Origin of the sequence: Halomonas ventosae (assembly GCF_004363555.1) — a bacterium.
Lineage (GTDB): Bacteria > Pseudomonadota > Gammaproteobacteria > Pseudomonadales > Halomonadaceae > Halomonas > Halomonas ventosae.
Map to the genome: position 1 here is coordinate 125,515 of NZ_SNZJ01000003.1, position 15,226 is coordinate 140,740.

15 protein-coding genes are annotated in these 15,226 nt (G+C 67.5%); 6 read left to right on the plus strand and 9 right to left on the minus strand.

What is annotated here, in order from left to right:
* Positions 1–45: 45 nt before the first annotated feature.
* The 4 genes from DFP85_RS03350 to DFP85_RS03365 form a co-directional block, all read right to left on the minus strand.
* Entirely contained in the window at positions 46–1,431 is a 1,386-nt protein-coding gene (locus tag DFP85_RS03350; RefSeq protein ID WP_133634918.1) for an MATE family efflux transporter, read from the minus strand.
* Between the two features lie 324 nt (positions 1,432–1,755).
* Entirely contained in the window at positions 1,756–2,658 is a 903-nt protein-coding gene (gene mmsB / locus DFP85_RS03355; RefSeq protein ID WP_133634919.1) for a 3-hydroxyisobutyrate dehydrogenase, read from the minus strand.
* A 63-nt stretch (positions 2,659–2,721) separates the two neighbouring features.
* Entirely contained in the window at positions 2,722–3,876 is a 1,155-nt protein-coding gene (locus DFP85_RS03360; RefSeq protein ID WP_133634920.1) for an enoyl-CoA hydratase/isomerase family protein, read from the minus strand.
* Between the two features lie 35 nt (positions 3,877–3,911).
* Entirely contained in the window at positions 3,912–5,078 is a 1,167-nt protein-coding gene (locus tag DFP85_RS03365) for an acyl-CoA dehydrogenase family protein (protein ID WP_133634921.1), read from the minus strand.
* Positions 5,079–5,342: 264 nt separating this feature from the next.
* Between DFP85_RS03365 and DFP85_RS03370 the strand changes: the two genes are divergently transcribed.
* Both DFP85_RS03370 and DFP85_RS03375 read left to right on the plus strand, forming a co-directional pair.
* Complete coding sequence (locus tag DFP85_RS03370; RefSeq protein WP_133634922.1) at positions 5,343–5,786, plus strand: MerR family transcriptional regulator; 444 nt, start codon at positions 5,343–5,345, stop codon at positions 5,784–5,786.
* Between the two features lie 84 nt (positions 5,787–5,870).
* Positions 5,871–7,562: an AMP-binding protein gene (locus tag DFP85_RS03375; protein ID WP_133634923.1), complete on the plus strand. Its 1,692-nt coding sequence runs from the start codon at positions 5,871–5,873 to the stop codon at positions 7,560–7,562.
* A gap of 234 nt (positions 7,563–7,796) precedes the next feature.
* On the opposite strand, the gene DFP85_RS03380 is transcribed toward DFP85_RS03375, so the two are convergent.
* The gene (locus tag DFP85_RS03380; RefSeq protein WP_133634924.1) at positions 7,797–8,375 is read right to left on the minus strand and encodes a hypoxanthine-guanine phosphoribosyltransferase; all 579 of its coding nucleotides are present in this window, start codon (positions 8,373–8,375) and stop codon (positions 7,797–7,799) included.
* Between the two features lie 43 nt (positions 8,376–8,418).
* Positions 8,419–9,432 (minus strand): beta-N-acetylhexosaminidase, encoded by a 1,014-nt coding sequence (gene nagZ, locus DFP85_RS03385; protein WP_133634925.1) that lies wholly within the window; start codon positions 9,430–9,432, stop codon positions 8,419–8,421.
* Between the two features lie 148 nt (positions 9,433–9,580).
* On the opposite strand from nagZ, the gene DFP85_RS03390 reads away from it, so the two are divergent.
* Genes DFP85_RS03390 through DFP85_RS03405 form a run of 4 tightly spaced genes read left to right on the plus strand, consistent with a single transcriptional unit; the run spans position 9,581 to position 12,238 of the window.
* Positions 9,581–10,432, plus strand: a complete 852-nt coding sequence (locus DFP85_RS03390) for a prepilin peptidase (RefSeq protein ID WP_243737189.1) — start codon at positions 9,581–9,583, stop codon at positions 10,430–10,432.
* 43 nt (positions 10,433–10,475) lie between these two features.
* Positions 10,476–11,090: a dephospho-CoA kinase gene (coaE, locus tag DFP85_RS03395; protein ID WP_133634927.1), complete on the plus strand. Its 615-nt coding sequence runs from the start codon at positions 10,476–10,478 to the stop codon at positions 11,088–11,090.
* Between the two features lie 42 nt (positions 11,091–11,132).
* Positions 11,133–11,366 carry a DNA gyrase inhibitor YacG gene (gene yacG, locus DFP85_RS03400; RefSeq protein ID WP_133634928.1) on the plus strand — a complete coding sequence of 78 codons (234 nt, stop codon included), beginning with the start codon at positions 11,133–11,135 and terminating at the stop codon, positions 11,364–11,366.
* On the plus strand, positions 11,363–12,238 hold the full coding sequence (locus tag DFP85_RS03405; RefSeq protein WP_133634929.1) for a DNA replication terminus site-binding protein: 876 nt from the start codon (positions 11,363–11,365) through the stop codon (positions 12,236–12,238). Before yacG ends, DFP85_RS03405 begins: the two co-directional genes overlap by 4 nt.
* A gap of 53 nt (positions 12,239–12,291) precedes the next feature.
* On the opposite strand, the gene DFP85_RS03410 is transcribed toward DFP85_RS03405, so the two are convergent.
* The 3 genes from DFP85_RS03410 to rpsA form a co-directional block, all read right to left on the minus strand.
* On the minus strand, positions 12,292–12,579 hold the full coding sequence (locus DFP85_RS03410; RefSeq protein WP_133634930.1) for a hypothetical protein: 288 nt from the start codon (positions 12,577–12,579) through the stop codon (positions 12,292–12,294).
* 245 nt (positions 12,580–12,824) lie between these two features.
* On the minus strand, positions 12,825–13,211 hold the full coding sequence (locus tag DFP85_RS03415) for a histone-like nucleoid-structuring protein, MvaT/MvaU family (RefSeq protein ID WP_133634931.1): 387 nt from the start codon (positions 13,209–13,211) through the stop codon (positions 12,825–12,827).
* Between the two features lie 305 nt (positions 13,212–13,516).
* Positions 13,517–15,193, minus strand: coding sequence for a 30S ribosomal protein S1 (gene rpsA, locus DFP85_RS03420; RefSeq protein WP_133634932.1), 1,677 nt, complete (start codon positions 15,191–15,193; stop codon positions 13,517–13,519).
* Positions 15,194–15,226 lie beyond the last annotated feature (33 nt).

Consider the following 15,226-nt stretch of genomic DNA (forward strand, 5'->3'; position numbering starts at 1 on the left):
AGACGACTCATCTGCCAAGTGCGACGTCGCCGGCTTGCTCCTCTTTCAGCGCGCTACCTGACGTCCCAGTTCGGCCCGGATCTGCCGCCAGGCGATCAGCGCGACCAGCAGGTTGGCGGCGAGCATCCCGGCGAAGACGCCGGTGCTGTCGGCCAGCCGCCCGCCCAGCCAGGCCAGCGGCACGGTCAGCGCGAAGAGCCTGACCACCGACAGTCGCATGGCCCGGGCGGGACGATGCAGGGCGTTGAAGGCGGAGACCGCCAGGATCACCACGCCCTGAGCACCGAGCCCCAGGGGCACCAGCCACAGGAAGCTGCGCAGCACCTCCCCGACCGCCTCGCGCTTGGCATAGCCGGCCACCAGCCAGGGCGCCAGCAGTTGCAGCACGCCCCAGACCAGCAGCTGCCAGGCCAGCACGAAGACGAAACAGCCCAGGATCGCCCGGCGCACCCGGTCGTGCTGGCCGGCACCGGCATTCTGGCTGATCAGCGGCGAGAGGGTCATGGAGAGCGCCAGCACGGCGATCTGGGAGATGGCCTCGATGCGCGTGCCCACGCCGTAGCCGGCCACCGCATCGTGGCCATGGCCCGCCACGATGCGGGTCACCAGGCCCAGGGCGATGGGCGTGAAGACACTGGTGAGGGCCGCCGGCCCCGCGATGCGACCCAGTTCCCGCCAGGAGCCGGCGAGGCCCTGCCAGCTCAGGCCGGCCAGGTCGAAGAGCTCGCGCAGCTCGCGCTGGACGACCAGCACTCCGGCCATCAGGCCCCAGCTCAGCACCGTGGCCAGCGCCGCGCCGGAGACCCCCAGGGCCGGAAAGGGCCCGATGCCGAAGATCAGCCACCAGTCCAGCAGCACGTTGGCGCCGGCGGCCAGCGCCATCATCAGCCCCTGGGTGGTGGTATTGCCGTGGGCGCGCAGGATGCTGTTGAGCACCCGTGGCACGATCACCGCCGCCGCCCCCAGGTACCAGATACCCATGTAGTCGCGGATATGGGGCATCAGCAGGTCATCGGCGCCCATCAGGCGAAACAGCGGCTCGAGGGTGGCAAGGCCCAGCAGCGTCATGCCGAGCCCCACCCCCAGCGCCAGCAGGGCCGCATCGGTGGCGCGCCGCCTTACCGTGTCCAGGTCGCCCTGCCCCAACCGGCGGGCCACGACCGCCGAGGTGCCTATCCCTAAGCCGATGGCCAGGCTGATCACCGTGAACACCACCGGAAAGGTGAAGGAGACCGCCGCCAGCTCCTCGGTACCGAGTCGCGAGATGAACCAGGTATCCACCAGGTTGAAGCTCATCATGGCGATCATGCCGCCGACCACCGGCAGGCTCTTGCGCAGCAGGGTCAGGGCAATGGGCCCCTCGAGCAGTTCGCGACGGGCGGGACGGGGGCGGGACGCCGGGGAGGAGGACGGGGAAGCGGGTGTGCTCATGCAGGGTCTCGACGGAAAACGGGCACTGGATTGTGCCGCGTCCCCTAAGGGAGGGCAAAGCGCGCCGAGCGCCGAGCGCCGAGCGCCGAGCGCCGAGCGCCGAGCGCCGAGCGCCGAGCGCCGAGCAAGATGCTGCCCGCGCACCGCTATGAAAACCAGGGAAGAACGCCAGCAGGGTAGCCTGCTGGCGGTTTTTCTTGGCTGCTTGGCTGCTTGGCTGCTTGGCTGCTTGGCTGCTTGGCTGCTTGGCTGCTTGGCTGCTTGGCTACTTGGCTGCTTGGCTGCTTGGCTGCTTGGCTGCTTGGCTCCCTAGCTCCCTGGCGCTTACGTCTCCTCGCCCTGGCGGTAGAGGGTCTGGATGCTGGAGAAGTCGAGCTGGCCACTGCCTTGGGCGCTGTGCAGGGCGAAGAGGTTGCGGGCCTGGGAGCCCATCGGCACGGTGGACTTCGAGCCCAGCGCCAGCTCCCAGGCCAGCCCCAGGTCCTTGGCCATCAGGTCGGTCAGGAAGCCGCCCTGGTACTCCCGGGAGGCGGCGGAGCCTTCCATCACCCCGGGCCAGGGGTTGTAGACGTTGAGCGCCCAGTTGCCGCCGCTGCTCTGCTTCATGATTTCGGAGAGCACGGCGGGGTCCATGCCGTTCTTCACGCCCAGCGCCAGGGCCTCGGCGGTCCCCGACATCAGGATGCCCAGCAGCATGTTGTTGCAGATCTTGGCCACCTGGCCGGCACCCGCCTCGCCGGCGTGGAAGATGTTCTTGCCCATGGCCTCGAGCAGCGGCTTGGCCTGTTCGAAGCCTTCGGCCTCGCCGCCGACGATGAAGGTCAGGGTACCGGCCTTGGCGCCGCCCACCCCGCCGGAGACCGGGGCATCCAGGTAGGTGAAGCCGCGCTCGGCGGCGGCGGCCGCCACCAGGCGGGCATCGTCCGGCGCGATGGTCGAGGAGTCGACGAGCAGCGGCTTGCCGTCGAGGGCATCGAGCAGCCCCGGCGCACCGTCGCGCCCCAGGTAGAGCCCCTTGACGTGTGCCCCGGCCGGCAGCATGGAGACGACCACGTCGGCACCGGCGGCGGCCGCCTCGGCGCTGGCGGCCCGCCGTGCGCCCTCGGCTTCCAGGGACTGGATGGCGCTCTCGACCAGGTCGAAGACGGTGACGTCATGCCCGGCCTTGACCAGGTTGATGGCCATGGGTGCGCCCATGTTGCCCAGGCCGATAAAGGCGATGTTCATATGCGGTGCTCCTTGTTGTTGATCTCGTGAACGCTGGCGGCAGTGCCCGTGGCTGTTCCGCCCCTACCCGACCCGATGGCCGACGCCCAGGTCACGCAGGGGATGTGACTCGCTGGACCAGAGCGGGGTCATCAGGGCCTGGATATCGGCCTGGGATACCCCGGCGACGCTGTCGTGCTGCCAGCGTGGTGCCTTGTCCTTGTCGACCAGCAGCGCGCGCACCCCCTCGACGAAGTCCCCCTGGCGACAGCACTGCACCGACAGGCCAAGTTCGTCGCGGAAGGCATCGGCCAGGCTGGTGTGGGCGTGGCGCTCGAGCATGCGCCACACCAGCTGGGCGCTCATCGGGCAGCCGGCCTCGAGACGCGCGCGGTTGGCGGCGAGCCAGCCATCGTCGGTGGTGTCGCGCAGGATGCGCTTGACGGCCGTGGCGGCATCCACCCGGCCCACCAGCGCCTGGAGATGGTCGAGGTGCGGCCACACCTGGCCGGCGGGCGCCTGCCCCCGGTCCTCGTGGTCATCGAGCACCCCCTGCACCCCGGCCCTCAGGGCCGACAGGCTGCGGTCGCCGTAGTCGGCCTCTTGCAGGGCGCCGAGCAGCGCCTCGCGGCGCTCCCGCGGGATGAAGCGGTCGGCCAGCCCCAGGTCGAGGGCATCCCGGGCATTGAGCTGGGCGCCGGTGAGGCCCAGGTAGGCCCCCACCCCGGGGGGCATGCGTCCCAGGAACCAGCTGGCCCCGATATCGGGATAGAGGCCGATGGTGATCTCCGGCATGGCGATGCGCGTGGTCTCGGTGACCAGGCGCTGGAAGCCGCCGGCCAGCAGCCCCAGGCCGCCGCCCATGACGATGCCGTCGCCCCAGACCATCAGCGGCTTGGAGTAGGTGTGGATGCGGTAGTCGAGGCGATACTCCGCGGTGAAGTAGGTCTCGGCGAAGAGGCCGTCGCGGCCGGCGCCGCGGTTCTCGCCTTCCTCGGTCAGCGAGCGGTAGAGGGCCACCACGTCACCGCCGGCACAGAAGGCCTTCTCACCGCTGCCCTCGAGCCACACCGCCACCACGCTGCGGTCCACGGCCCAGGCCTCGAGCTTGGCCTCGAGCTGGCGGATCATCTCCAGCGACAGCGCGTTGAGCGACTTCGGGGCGTTGAGCGTGGCCACGCCGATGCGGCCGCCATCGCGGGTGGGCAGCTCGTCGAAGAGCACTGCAAGGTCCGACATCCCGGGATCTCCTGGGTCTGGTAAAGGAAACGGGGTTACTGTAGCGACTCGATGACGCCGTCGGCCAGCAGGCGACGGGCAACGATCAGGCGCATGATCTCGTTGGTGCCCTCGAGGATCTGATGCACCCGGGTATCACGGACCAGGCGCTCCAGGGGGTACTCACGGATGTAACCATAGCCGCCATGCAACTGCAGGGCCTCGTTGCAGACGTTGAAGCCCATGTCGGTGGCGAAGCGCTTGGCCATGGCACAGTGGGCCGTGGCCTCGGGATCATTCTGGTCGAGGCGCCAGGCGGCGTGGCGCACCATCAGTCGCGCCGCGGTGAGTTCACTGGCCATGTCGGCGAGCTTGAACTGCAGGGCCTGGAACTGGCTGAGCTCGCGACCGAACTGCTTGCGCTCGGCGAGGTAGTCCCGCGACAGGGTCAGCGCCTGCTGGGCGGCCCCGAGCGAGCAGCTGGCGATGTTCAGGCGCCCACCGTCGAGGCCCTTCATGGCGAACCTGAAGCCCTCTCCCTCTGCCCCCAGGCGGTTGGTGACCGGCACCCGCACGCCGTCGAAACTGACCAGGCGCGTCGGCTGGCTCTTCCAGCCCATCTTCTCCTCGTTCTTGCCGTACTCGATCCCCGCGGCATCGGCCGGCACCACGATCGCCGAGACCCCGCCGGCGCCGCTGTCGGGTGCGCCGGTGCGGGCCATCACCACCAGCACCTCGGTGGCCCCCGCGCCGGAAATGAACATCTTGCTGCCGGAGAGGACATACTCGTCCCCCTCGCGCACGGCCTTGGTGCGCAGGCTGGCGGCATCCGAGCCGGCACCGGGCTCGGTGAGGCAGTAGGAGCCGAGCGCCTCACCGGCTACCATGGCGGGGACCCAGGCCTCGCGCAGGGCATCGTCGCCCCAGCTGGCGATCATCCAGGTCACCATGTTGTGAATGGTCAGGTAGGCGGTGGTGGCGATGCAGCCCTGGGCGAGCTGCTCGAAGATCAGCGAGGCCTCAAGGCGCGATAGGCCCAGGCCGCCATGTTCTTCCGGGGTATAGATGCCGAGGAACCCCGCCTCGCCGGCCCGGCGGATCACCTCCACCGGGAAGTGGGAGCGCGCGTCCCAGTCGGCGGCATGCTCGACCAGTTCGGCCCTCGCGAAGTCGGCGGCCGCCGCGGCCAGCGCCTTCTGGTCATCGGTCAGGGAGAAGTCCATGGGGAATCCCTCTTGTTCAGCAATGAGTGGGTGACGTCTTTGTGGTTGTTGTCTGGGCCACTAAGGGCCCCGGGCGGGTCTCGGGGACACCCCGGCGACATCGTTGCCTCGCCCGGCCGGCTGGACACCAACCTAGCACTTGCTAGGTTTATCCCATATCACCCCATGGTCGAACAAGCACTTTACGTTAACGTAAACCTCGTCTAGTGTTGCCAGACGAGGTGGGAAACCGCCGGTTCACCACCCGGTCACAGGATCGACGTCATGACACAGCCAAGCGCCCCGGCCAACGAGGCCAGCCAGGAGGCCCTGCCCCGCCAGCACCGACACTACACCATCGGTGAGCTGGCGAGGATGTTCGAGGTCACGCCACGCACCATCCGCTTCTACGAGCAGGAAGGCCTGCTGGCGCCCCGCCGCGAGGGACAGAAGCGCATCTACCGCGAGAAGGACCGGGTGCGCCTGAAGCTGACCCTGCGCGGCAAACGACTGGGATTCTCGCTGGCCGAGATCCGCGAGGTGGTGACGATGTACGACGCCATGCCCGACGGCAACGCGCGCCAGCTCTGGCGACTGCTGGAGATACTGGCCGACAAGCGCGACAACCTCGAGCGTCAGCTGGAGGACATCCGCCTGATGCGCATGGAGATCGACGACGTGGACCACCGTGCCCGGGAGGTACTGCGCAACCTCGGCCACGAGGCCTGAGCGATGGGCAAGCGCCTGGCGAACCACGACGTCATTACCCGTTTCACGCACACCGCCACAGGCAACAACAAGACGAGAAACACCATGACACGCCAACATCGATCGATCAGCTACGTCAGCGGCATCAGCGACACCCCCCTCAAGGGCCAGACCATCGGTGACTGCTTCGACGATACCGTGGCGCGCTTCGCCGAGCGCGACGCGCTGATCAGCCGCCACCAGGGGCTGCGCTACAGCTGGAAGGCGCTGCAGCAGGCCGTGGACGAGGCGGCCCGCGCCCTGCTCGCCCTGGGCGTGGACAAGGGCGACCGGGTCGGCATCTGGTCGCCCAACTGTGCCGAATGGACCATCACCCAGTTCGCCACCGCGAAGATCGGCGCCATCCTGGTCAACATCAACCCCAGCTATCGGACCCACGAGCTCGAGTACGCCCTCAAGCAGTCAGGCGCCTCGACGCTGGTCCTGCAGGGGGCCTTCAAGACCTCCGACTACGTTGCCACCCTGGCCGAGCTGGCCCCGGAGCTGCGTGACGGTGCCCCGGGCACCTTCTCCAGCGCCAAGCTGCCCGAGCTGAAGCGGGTGGTCTGCCTCGACGCCGACCGCGCGCTGACCGGCATGCTGACCTGGCCGCAGATGCTGGCCCATGCCGACGAGGTCTCCGCCGAGCACCTGGCCGATGTCCAGGCCAGCCTGCAGTTCGACGACCCGATCAACATCCAGTACACCTCGGGGACCACGGGTGCGCCCAAGGGCGCCACCCTCTCCCACCACAACATCCTCAACAATGGCTTCTTCGTGGCCCGCACCATGAACCTCAGCGAAGCCGACCGCATGGTGATCCCGGTCCCGCTCTACCACTGCTTCGGCATGGTGATGGGCAACCTGGGCTGCGTGACCCACGGCGCCACCATGATCTATCCGGGCGACGGCTTCGACCCCGAGCAGACGCTGCGCGCCGTCTCCGAAGAGAAGGCCACCACTCTCTACGGCGTGCCCACCATGTTCATCGCCGAACTGGAGCATCCCGAGTTCGAGAGCTTCGACCTCTCCAGCCTGCGTACCGGCATCATGGCCGGCTCCATCTGCCCCATCGAGGTGATGCGCAAGGTGATCGATCGCATGAACATGCAGGACGTCACCATCTGCTATGGCATGACCGAGACCAGCCCGGTGAGCACCCAGACCCAGACCGATGCCCCGCTTGAGAAGCGGGTCACCACCGTGGGCACCATCCACCCCCACCTGGAAGTCAAGCTGGTGAGCCCCGAGACCGGCGCCGTGGTGGCCCGCGGCGAGACCGGCGAGCTCTGTACCCGCGGCTACAGCGTAATGCTCGGCTACTGGAACAACCCGGAGGCCACCGACAAGGCGATCGACAAGGCCGGCTGGATGCACACCGGGGACCTCGCCACCATGGATGACGAGGGCTATGTGGCGATCGTCGGGCGCATCAAGGACATGATCATCCGCGGCGGCGAGAACATCTATCCACGGGAGATCGAGGACTTCCTCTATACCCACCCGGCCATCTCGGACGTGCAGGTGATCGGCGTGCCCGACGAGAAGTACGGCGAGGAGGTGATGGCCTGGGTCAAGCTGACCGAGGGCGAGTCGCTCAGCGAGGAGGAACTCAAGGCCTTCTGCAAGGGCCAGATCGCTCACTACAAGGTGCCGCGCTACGTGAAGTTCGTCGACGAATTCCCGATGACCGTCACCGGCAAGATCCAGAAGTTCAAGATGCGCGAGGAAGCCACCCACGAGCTGGGGCTGGCCTAGGCTAGACGCCGAGCGGCCAAGCGGCCAAGCGGCCAAGCGGCCAAGCGGCCAAGCGGCCAAGCGGCCAAGGCAAGAGTAGAAAGAAGAAAGTAGAAAGCGAATCCCCGCGGACCCAAGGTCTCGCGGGGATTCTTTTACTTGCAACGCAACCACTTGCTACTTGTCACTTTCACCTTGCCACTCTGCAGGCAGCAGGAACCTGGCCCATCGTCTGACAGCTTGGCTGCTTGGCGCTTAGAGCCCCTTGGGCGCGTAGATGCCCGGGGCATTGCGCCAGTAGCCCTTGTAGTCCATGCCGAAGCCGAAGACATAGCGGTCGGCGACTTCCAGGCTGCAGTAGTCGGCCTTGAGCCCGGGGACCGCCTTGCGGTCGTGCTGCTTGTCGACCAGCACCGCGGTGGAGATGCTTGCCGCCCCCGCCTGCCGGCAGTAGTCGAGAATCGCGGCCAGGGTGGCGCCCTCGTCGAGGATGTCATCGACGATCACCACGTGACGACCGGCCATGGGCACCTCCGGGGAGACCCGCCAGAACAGCTCGCCACCCCGTAGCCCCCCCCGGTAGCGGGTGGCGTGGAGGTAGTCGACCTCGAGGGGAAAGCCCAGCCGGGTCAGCAGGTGGCCAGTGGTGATCAGGCCGCCGTTCATCACGCAGTAGAAGACCGGCAGGCGGTCACCCAGGTCGCGGGTGATCTCGTCGGCCATGCGGTCCAGGGCACGCTCGACCTCGGGCTGCGAGATCAGGCAGTCGGCATTGTCCATGACATCGCGCATATCGGTCAGGGACGGCAGGGAATCGGCATCGAGTCGGGACATCGTCGGTCGGCTCTTGATGGGAAGCGGAGGAAAGAAGGTTGGTTCAGCCGGCGGCCATCGCCTCGAGACGCGCATGGACGCGTCGCCAGCGCGACAGAGCCCCCAGCGCCTTGAGGTCGGGACGGGCCCTGGCGTAGCGCAGCCGCGTGGCGCGACGCGCCTGGCGACCCTGGCAGGCGTCCAGCACCTCGCGGGCCGCGCTGCGGTCGTTGCAGACCAGCAGCATGTCGCAGCCCGCAGCCAGCGCCAGCCGGGCCCGCTCCGCGGGCGTGCCGGCGGCGGCCGCACCGGCCATGCTCAGGTCGTCGGAGAAGATCACGCCCTTGAAACCCAGGCTCTGGCGCAGCATGCCCAGCCAGGCCGGGGAGAAGCCCGCGGGGCGCGGGTCGAAGTCGGAATAGACGACATGCGCGGGCATCACCGCATCGAGCCGGGGCGCCAGCTCGGCGAAGGGCAGGAGGTCATGGCGGCGCAGCGCCTCCAGAGGGCGCCCATCCACCGGCAGCTCATGATGGGAGTCGGCCGCCACGCCACCGTGGCCCGGGAAGTGCTTGCCCACGGCCACCATGCCCGCCTCGTGCAGGCCATCCAGGAAGGCACGGCCGAGGCGGGCCACCGCCCGAGGATCGGCGGAGAAGCTGCGATCGCCGATCACGCTGGAGCTGCCCCCGTCCACGTCCAGCACCGGGGCAAAGGTGAGGTCGAGGCCGCAGGCTGCCATCTCCATGCCCAGCAGCCAGCCGGCATCCTGGCAGAGGCGCACCGTCACCTCGGGCTGGTGGGCGAAGTCGCGACCCAGGCGGCCCATGGCCGGCAGGCGGGTGACGCCCTCGCGAAGCCGCTGGACCCGCCCCCCTTCCTGGTCGACCGCCAGCAGCAGGTCGGGACGCACGCGACGGACCTCGTCGCACAGGGTGCGGACCTGGTCGGCCGAGGCGATATTGCGGGCGAACAGGATCACGCCCCCGACCTCGGGACGCACCAGCAGCGCCTGTTCCTCGGGCGTCAGGCGCTGGCCCTCCAGATCCAGCATCACCGGTCCGAGCATCTGGGTCATGAGCGTGCCCCTGGAAGATGAAAGGGAGCCGATTCTAGACCAAAGCCGCAGCGCAGGACAGCCCGCGAGGGGCACGGCTGTATCCGGGCAATCGACGCCATCCCCCCATACAATGGGCAACCGGATCCGACTGGACAGGAGTCACCCCTTGCTCGCCGACCTCCCCCCCTTCCTGCTCTGGCCCCTGGCGGTCGTCCTGGGCCTGTGCCTGGGCAGCTTCCTCAACGTGGTGATCACCCGGCTGCCAGTCATGCTGATGCGCGGCTGGCGCGCCGAGGCCCGCGAGGCCCTGGAACTGGCGCCGGAAGAGGCAGCGCCCTTCAACCTGGTGACCCCCCGCTCGCTGTGCCCGCGCTGCGAGGCCCCCATCGCCTGGCACGACAACATCCCGCTGCTCGGCTGGTTCAAGCGCCGCGGGCGCTGTGCCAGCTGCCACACGCGCATCAGTCCCCAGTACCCCCTGGTGGAGCTCGCCGGGGGCGTGCTGGCCGTGGCGGTGCTGGCACTCTTCGGGCCGACCCTGGAGGCGCTGTTCATCCTCGGCGCCTGCCTGGCCCTGCTGGCCATGGCGGTGATCGACCTGCGCACCCAGCTGCTCCCGGACCTGCTCACCCTGCCCCTGCTGTGGGCAGGGCTGCTCTACCAGCTGCTCTTTCAGCCGTTGCTGCTGCCCTCGGCCGTCATCGGTGCCATGGCCGGGTACCTCGTGCTGTGGAGCTTCTACTGGCTGTTCAAGCTGGTCACCGGCAAGGAAGGCATGGGCTACGGCGACTTCAAGCTGCTGGCCGCCCTGGGCGCCTGGCTGGGCTGGCAATACCTGCCGCTGGTGCTGATCCTCTCCGCCGGGGCGGGCGCGGTGGTGGGCATCCTCATCCAGCTGGCCATCCCGCGTCTGCGCGGTGCCCCGCTGCCCTTCGGGCCCTGGCTGGTGATGGCCGGCTGGATCGCCCTGCTGGCCGGCGAGCCGCTGATGGCGCTCTACACCGAGCTGCTGTATTGACCTCACCATGACGCGCACCCATGCACCCACCAGGGAGACGAGAATGATCATCGGCGTGACAGGCGGCATCGCCTCGGGCAAGTCGACGGTTGCGCGGGCCTTCGCCGCGCGGGGCATTCCCTGGGTGGATGCCGACGAGGTGGCGCGAGAGGTCGTGGCCCCGGGGGAGCCGGCACTCGCCGAGATCGCCGAGCATTTCGGGCCTGAGGTCCTGACGCCCGACGGCGGCCTGGACAGGCGGGCGCTGCGCGAGATCGTCTTCGCCGATGCCGAGGCACGGCAGCGACTGGAGCGGATCACGCACCCGCGGATACGCCAGCGCCTGGAAGCCCACCTCGAGCGGCTCCAGGCCCAGGGGGCGCCCTATGTGCTGCTGGTCTCCCCGCTGCTGTTCGAGTCCGGCCAGGACGCGATGGTCGACCGCTGCCTGGTCATCGATGTCCCCGAGGTGACCCAGATTGAGCGCACGGCGGCACGCGACGGCGTGGACGAGGCCCAGGCCCGGGCCATCGTCGCGGCCCAGATGTCACGGACGGAGCGCCTGGCGCGCGCCGACGACGTGATCGACAACTCCGCCGACGAGGCGGGCCTGGACGCCCAGGTCGTGAAGCTCGACCGCCGGTACCGGGCCGCCGTCGGTTTGCCTCCCGGGCGCTGATTCGTCATCCTTCCCCGACCATCCTGCCGAAGACGATATCGCATGAGCACGCACGACACCTCGCGCCCCCTGGAAGTCGCCTGCCCGCAGTGCCGCAAGAAGGTACTGTGGAGCGAGGCCAACCCCTACCGCCCCTTCTGCAGCAAGCGCTGCCGGCTGCTGGACCTGGGCGCCTGGGCCGACGAGTCCCATCGCATCGCCGGCGAGCCCGCCATGGACGAGACCGACATCGATGCGCTGCTGGCGCGCGCGGACCGGGACGGCGAGCCGTCGTGAGCAGTGACGGGCAGCGCCCGGAATATCGCCTGCTGGCTGAGCTTGAGGCCCTCTTCGATCGCCTGGTCGAGGAGACCGACGCACTGGTGGCGACCTGGCAGGCCTCGGGCGCCCCGGCCTGGTCCTTCGAGCATGACACGGCCGATGCCGCCTGGCTGCGCCAGGCGCTGCTCGATGTCTGGTACCAGGATGGCCAGGACGGCCGCGCCACCCGCAGCCATGTGGGCCTGGTGGCGGCCAACGAGGCGGTGATGGAGGCGGTTACCCGGGTGAATGCCACCAAGAAGGCCTTCGCCGCGCTGCTGGCGGAGATCCGCAGCGAGGTACCGTCGCTGATCCCCGAGATCAAGGCGGTGCTGCCCTTCCGGCACCCGGCCCTGCACGACCACCTGCGCGGCACGGGGCTTGCCAGGCTGCACCTCAAGCAGTGCTGGCGGGCGATCCCCATGGCCGAGGCCCCGGTGGCCCGCGTGCGCCTGGCCTGGTATGCCAGCGGGCGCTCGATCAAGCGGCTGACGGTGCGCGAGGCCGAGCAGAAGCTGCTGGCCCTGGACAGCGAGGCTCCCCACGTGCGCATCCAGCTGCGCCAGCTCGCCGGCATCCCCGATGGCGAGCCGCTGGCCCAGGTGCAGACCCAAGCCCCCCTGATGCGCGCCAACCTCTTCTACCGAGAACCGCTCGAGGACGGACGAACCCGGCGCGCCATGAACATCGCCCTGCCGCTGTTCGTGCCCAGCCCCGACGGCCGGCTACCCGACCATAACCGCCCGCCCGCTCACCCGCCCGCCACCCGCACCCGGGCCCGGCGACGCGACGAGCGACTGGAGGACAATGCCTTCCTGCCGAGCCTGCGCGTCTATCGCTACCGCTGACGGCCGCCGCCGTTGGTGGCGCCAAGGCGGGGAGGAACATCCGGCGTGGCGACTCAGGCGATCCGCCCGAGGGCCCTGAGGGTGTGCAGCAGGTGGCTGACACTCTCGGCCGACTGGGCGTAGTCGGCCATCAGGGCCTTGAGGCGCTGCTCGAAGGCGCGCTGGAGGGCCTGCTCGTCCTGCGGCTCGGCGCCGGCCTCCTGCTCCAGGCGCTCGAGTGAACGGACCGGCGGGCCAGTGGGGATATCGAGTTCGCTGTCGGGACTCTCGAGTTCACGCAGTGCATCGGCGAAGGCATCGTCGAGTTCGCGGAACCTGCGCAACTTCTCTCGTTCGTCCATGGGCTGTCGGGGGTTGTGTGATTTCATTCGATTCCAATGGTGTCGAGGCGAAGGCCGTGGCGTGAAGAGGGATGAACGGGCCATCGCCGGTACTCGGGGATGCTCCCGATTATACGGGCAACGCACCGACGAATCATCTTCCCATCGGCGTTTTCGCACGGCACGGCATGTCAATCACGAGGGGCATTCAACACAAACGACGACGCCGCCCCGAGGGGCGGCGTCATGCCTTCACGCGAAGGAACTCACTCCTCGACGCGCACCAGCCAGGACTCGACGGTATCGGAGCCGTGCTCGTCCTTCCAGGCCTTGAGGGTCTTCTGGTTACCGCCGCGGGTTTCCACGACTTCACCGGTATTGGGGTTCTTGTAGATCTTGAGCTTGCGCTTGCGGCGCGCACCGCCGGTCGCCGGGGCGGCGGCAGTGCCGCGAGATGCCGCGGCCGGCTTGGGATCGAGCAGCGCAATGACGTCGGCAGCACTCTTGTCGAACTCGCGCATCAGCGACTCGAGCTTTTCCTTGAACTCGAGTTCGGCCTTGAGACGGTCGTCGTTCTGCAGCTTGTCCAGTTCCGACTGAAGTTGCTTGAGCTGCTGCTCCATCTGCATGTAGTTGCTGAGCAGTGATGACATGTATTAGTTCCTTCTCGGGGATTACAGGATGCAGCGGCATTATTGCCTTTTAAAACTTCCTTGGCAACATTATGACCATCAATTCGAAGTTCGGCAAACTACGAGCGTGACGTTTAACGGAAAACTTTGCAACTAACTCGCCGCGAAAACTCGTGGAGTTCCATTGTCGCGCCTTCCCCGGAACGAGACGCGCCAGAACCATCGAAGAGACCGGTACAACAAAAAGATACTGGAACAAAAAAAGAAAGCGCCGCCCCGAGGGGCGGCGCCTTGTCAGACGATGAGCGAGGGAGTCCCTCTCGCTATCAGTCCTGACCCATCTGCTGCTTGATGAGGTCGCCGATGGTGGTCGGGCCACCGCTCTCGGGCGCTTCCTCACGCAGCTTCTTGAGGTTCTGGCGAGTGTCGTCCTGATCCTTGGCCTTGATGGACAGGGCGATCTGGCGGTTCTTGCGATCGACACCGATGATGCGGGCCTCGACGCTGTCGCCTTCGCTCAGCACGTTGCGGGCATCCTCGACGCGGTCAGCGCTGATCTCGGAGGCCTTCAGCACGGCGACGACATCGGTGGCCAGCTCGACCTGGGCTTCCTTGGCATCGACCTCGACCACGCGACCGGTGACGATGGAGCCCTTGTCGTTGACCGCCAGGAACTCGGACACCGGATCGGTATCGAGCTGCTTGATGCCCAGCGAGATGCGCTCACGCTCCGGATCGATGGAGAGGATGACGGCTTCCGCCTCGTCGCCCTTCTTGAACTGGCGAACGGCTTCCTCGCCGGTATCGGTCCAGGAGATGTCAGACAGGTGCACCAGGCCATCGATACCGCCTTCGAGGCCGATGAAGATGCCGAAGTCGGTGATCGACTTGATGGTGCCGGTGACGCGGTCACCCTTGTTGTAGCGCGCGTTGAAGTCTTCCCAGGGATTGGTGGTGCACTGCTTGATGCCCAGGGAGATGCGGCGACGCTCCTCGTCGATGTCCAGCACCATGACGTCCACATCGTCGCCGACCTGCACGACCTTGGACGGATGGATGTTCTTGTTGGTCCAGTCCATCTCGGAAACGTGGACCAGGCCCTCGACGCCCTCTTCCAGCTCGGCGAAGCAGCCGTAGTCGGTGAGGTTGGTGACCTTGGCGTGAACCTTGGTGCCTTCCGGGTAGCGATCCTTGATGTTGACCCAGGGATCCTCGCCCAGCTGCTTCAGGCCCAGGGAGACGCGGTTGCGCTCGCGGTCGAACTTGAGCACCTTGACGGTGATCTCGTCGCCCACGGCCACGATCTCGCTCGGATGCTTGATGCGCTTCCAGGCCATGTCGGTGATGTGCAGCAGGCCATCGACGCCACCGAGGTCGACGAAGGCGCCGTAGTCGGTGAGGTTCTTGACGATACCGATGATCTGCTGGCCTTCCTGCAGGGTCGCCAGGAGGGCTTCACGCTCGGCGCTGTTCTCGGCCTCGAGCACGGCACGACGGGACACGACGACGTTGTTGCGCTTGGCGTCGAGCTTGATGACCTTGAAGTCGAGTTCCTTGTTCTCGAGGTGGGTGGTGTCGCGCACGGGGCGAACGTCCACCAGGGAACCCGGCAGGAAGGCACGGATGGAGTCGACGTCGACGGTGAAGCCGCCCTTGACCTTGCCGTTGATCACGCCCTTGACGATCTCTTCCTTCTCGAAGGCGGCTTCCAGCACCTTCCACGCTTCGGCGCGCTTGGCCTTCTCGCGGGACAGGCGTGTCTCGCCGAACCCGTCCTCGACGGCTTCCAGGGCGACATGCACCTCGTCGCCGACGGCGATGGTGAGTTCGCCGTTATCGTCGCGGAACTGGGCCGCGGGGATCTGACCTTCTGACTTCAGGCCGGCATTGACGGTGACCCAGTCGCCGTCGATGTCGACGATGGTAGCCGCGACGATGGCGCCCGGCTCCATGTTGATGTCCTGGAGAGACTGTTCAAACAGTTCAGCAAAGCTTTCGCTCATGATGTTCCTACGTGATCAACGTTGAGTACGGCG

Excerpts from the sequence above, each read along its gene's own strand:
- DFP85_RS03350 (WP_133634918.1), bottom strand. The coding sequence starts at position 1,431 with ATGAGCACACCCGCTTCCCCGTCCTCCTCCCCGGCGTCCCGCCCCCGT.
- mmsB (WP_133634919.1), bottom strand. The coding sequence starts at position 2,658 with ATGAACATCGCCTTTATCGGCCTGGGCAACATGGGCGCACCCATGGCC.
- DFP85_RS03360 (WP_133634920.1), bottom strand. The coding sequence starts at position 3,876 with ATGTCGGACCTTGCAGTGCTCTTCGACGAGCTGCCCACCCGCGATGGC.
- DFP85_RS03365 (WP_133634921.1), bottom strand. The coding sequence starts at position 5,078 with ATGGACTTCTCCCTGACCGATGACCAGAAGGCGCTGGCCGCGGCGGCC.
- DFP85_RS03370 (WP_133634922.1), top strand. The coding sequence starts at position 5,343 with ATGACACAGCCAAGCGCCCCGGCCAACGAGGCCAGCCAGGAGGCCCTG.
- DFP85_RS03375 (WP_133634923.1), top strand. The coding sequence starts at position 5,871 with ATGACACGCCAACATCGATCGATCAGCTACGTCAGCGGCATCAGCGAC.
- DFP85_RS03380 (WP_133634924.1), bottom strand. The coding sequence starts at position 8,375 with ATGTCCCGACTCGATGCCGATTCCCTGCCGTCCCTGACCGATATGCGC.
- nagZ (WP_133634925.1), bottom strand. The coding sequence starts at position 9,432 with ATGACCCAGATGCTCGGACCGGTGATGCTGGATCTGGAGGGCCAGCGC.
- coaE (WP_133634927.1), top strand. The coding sequence starts at position 10,476 with ATGATCATCGGCGTGACAGGCGGCATCGCCTCGGGCAAGTCGACGGTT.
- yacG (WP_133634928.1), top strand. The coding sequence starts at position 11,133 with ATGAGCACGCACGACACCTCGCGCCCCCTGGAAGTCGCCTGCCCGCAG.
- DFP85_RS03410 (WP_133634930.1), bottom strand. The coding sequence starts at position 12,579 with ATGGACGAACGAGAGAAGTTGCGCAGGTTCCGCGAACTCGACGATGCC.
- DFP85_RS03415 (WP_133634931.1), bottom strand. The coding sequence starts at position 13,211 with ATGTCATCACTGCTCAGCAACTACATGCAGATGGAGCAGCAGCTCAAG.
- rpsA (WP_133634932.1), bottom strand. The coding sequence starts at position 15,193 with ATGAGCGAAAGCTTTGCTGAACTGTTTGAACAGTCTCTCCAGGACATC.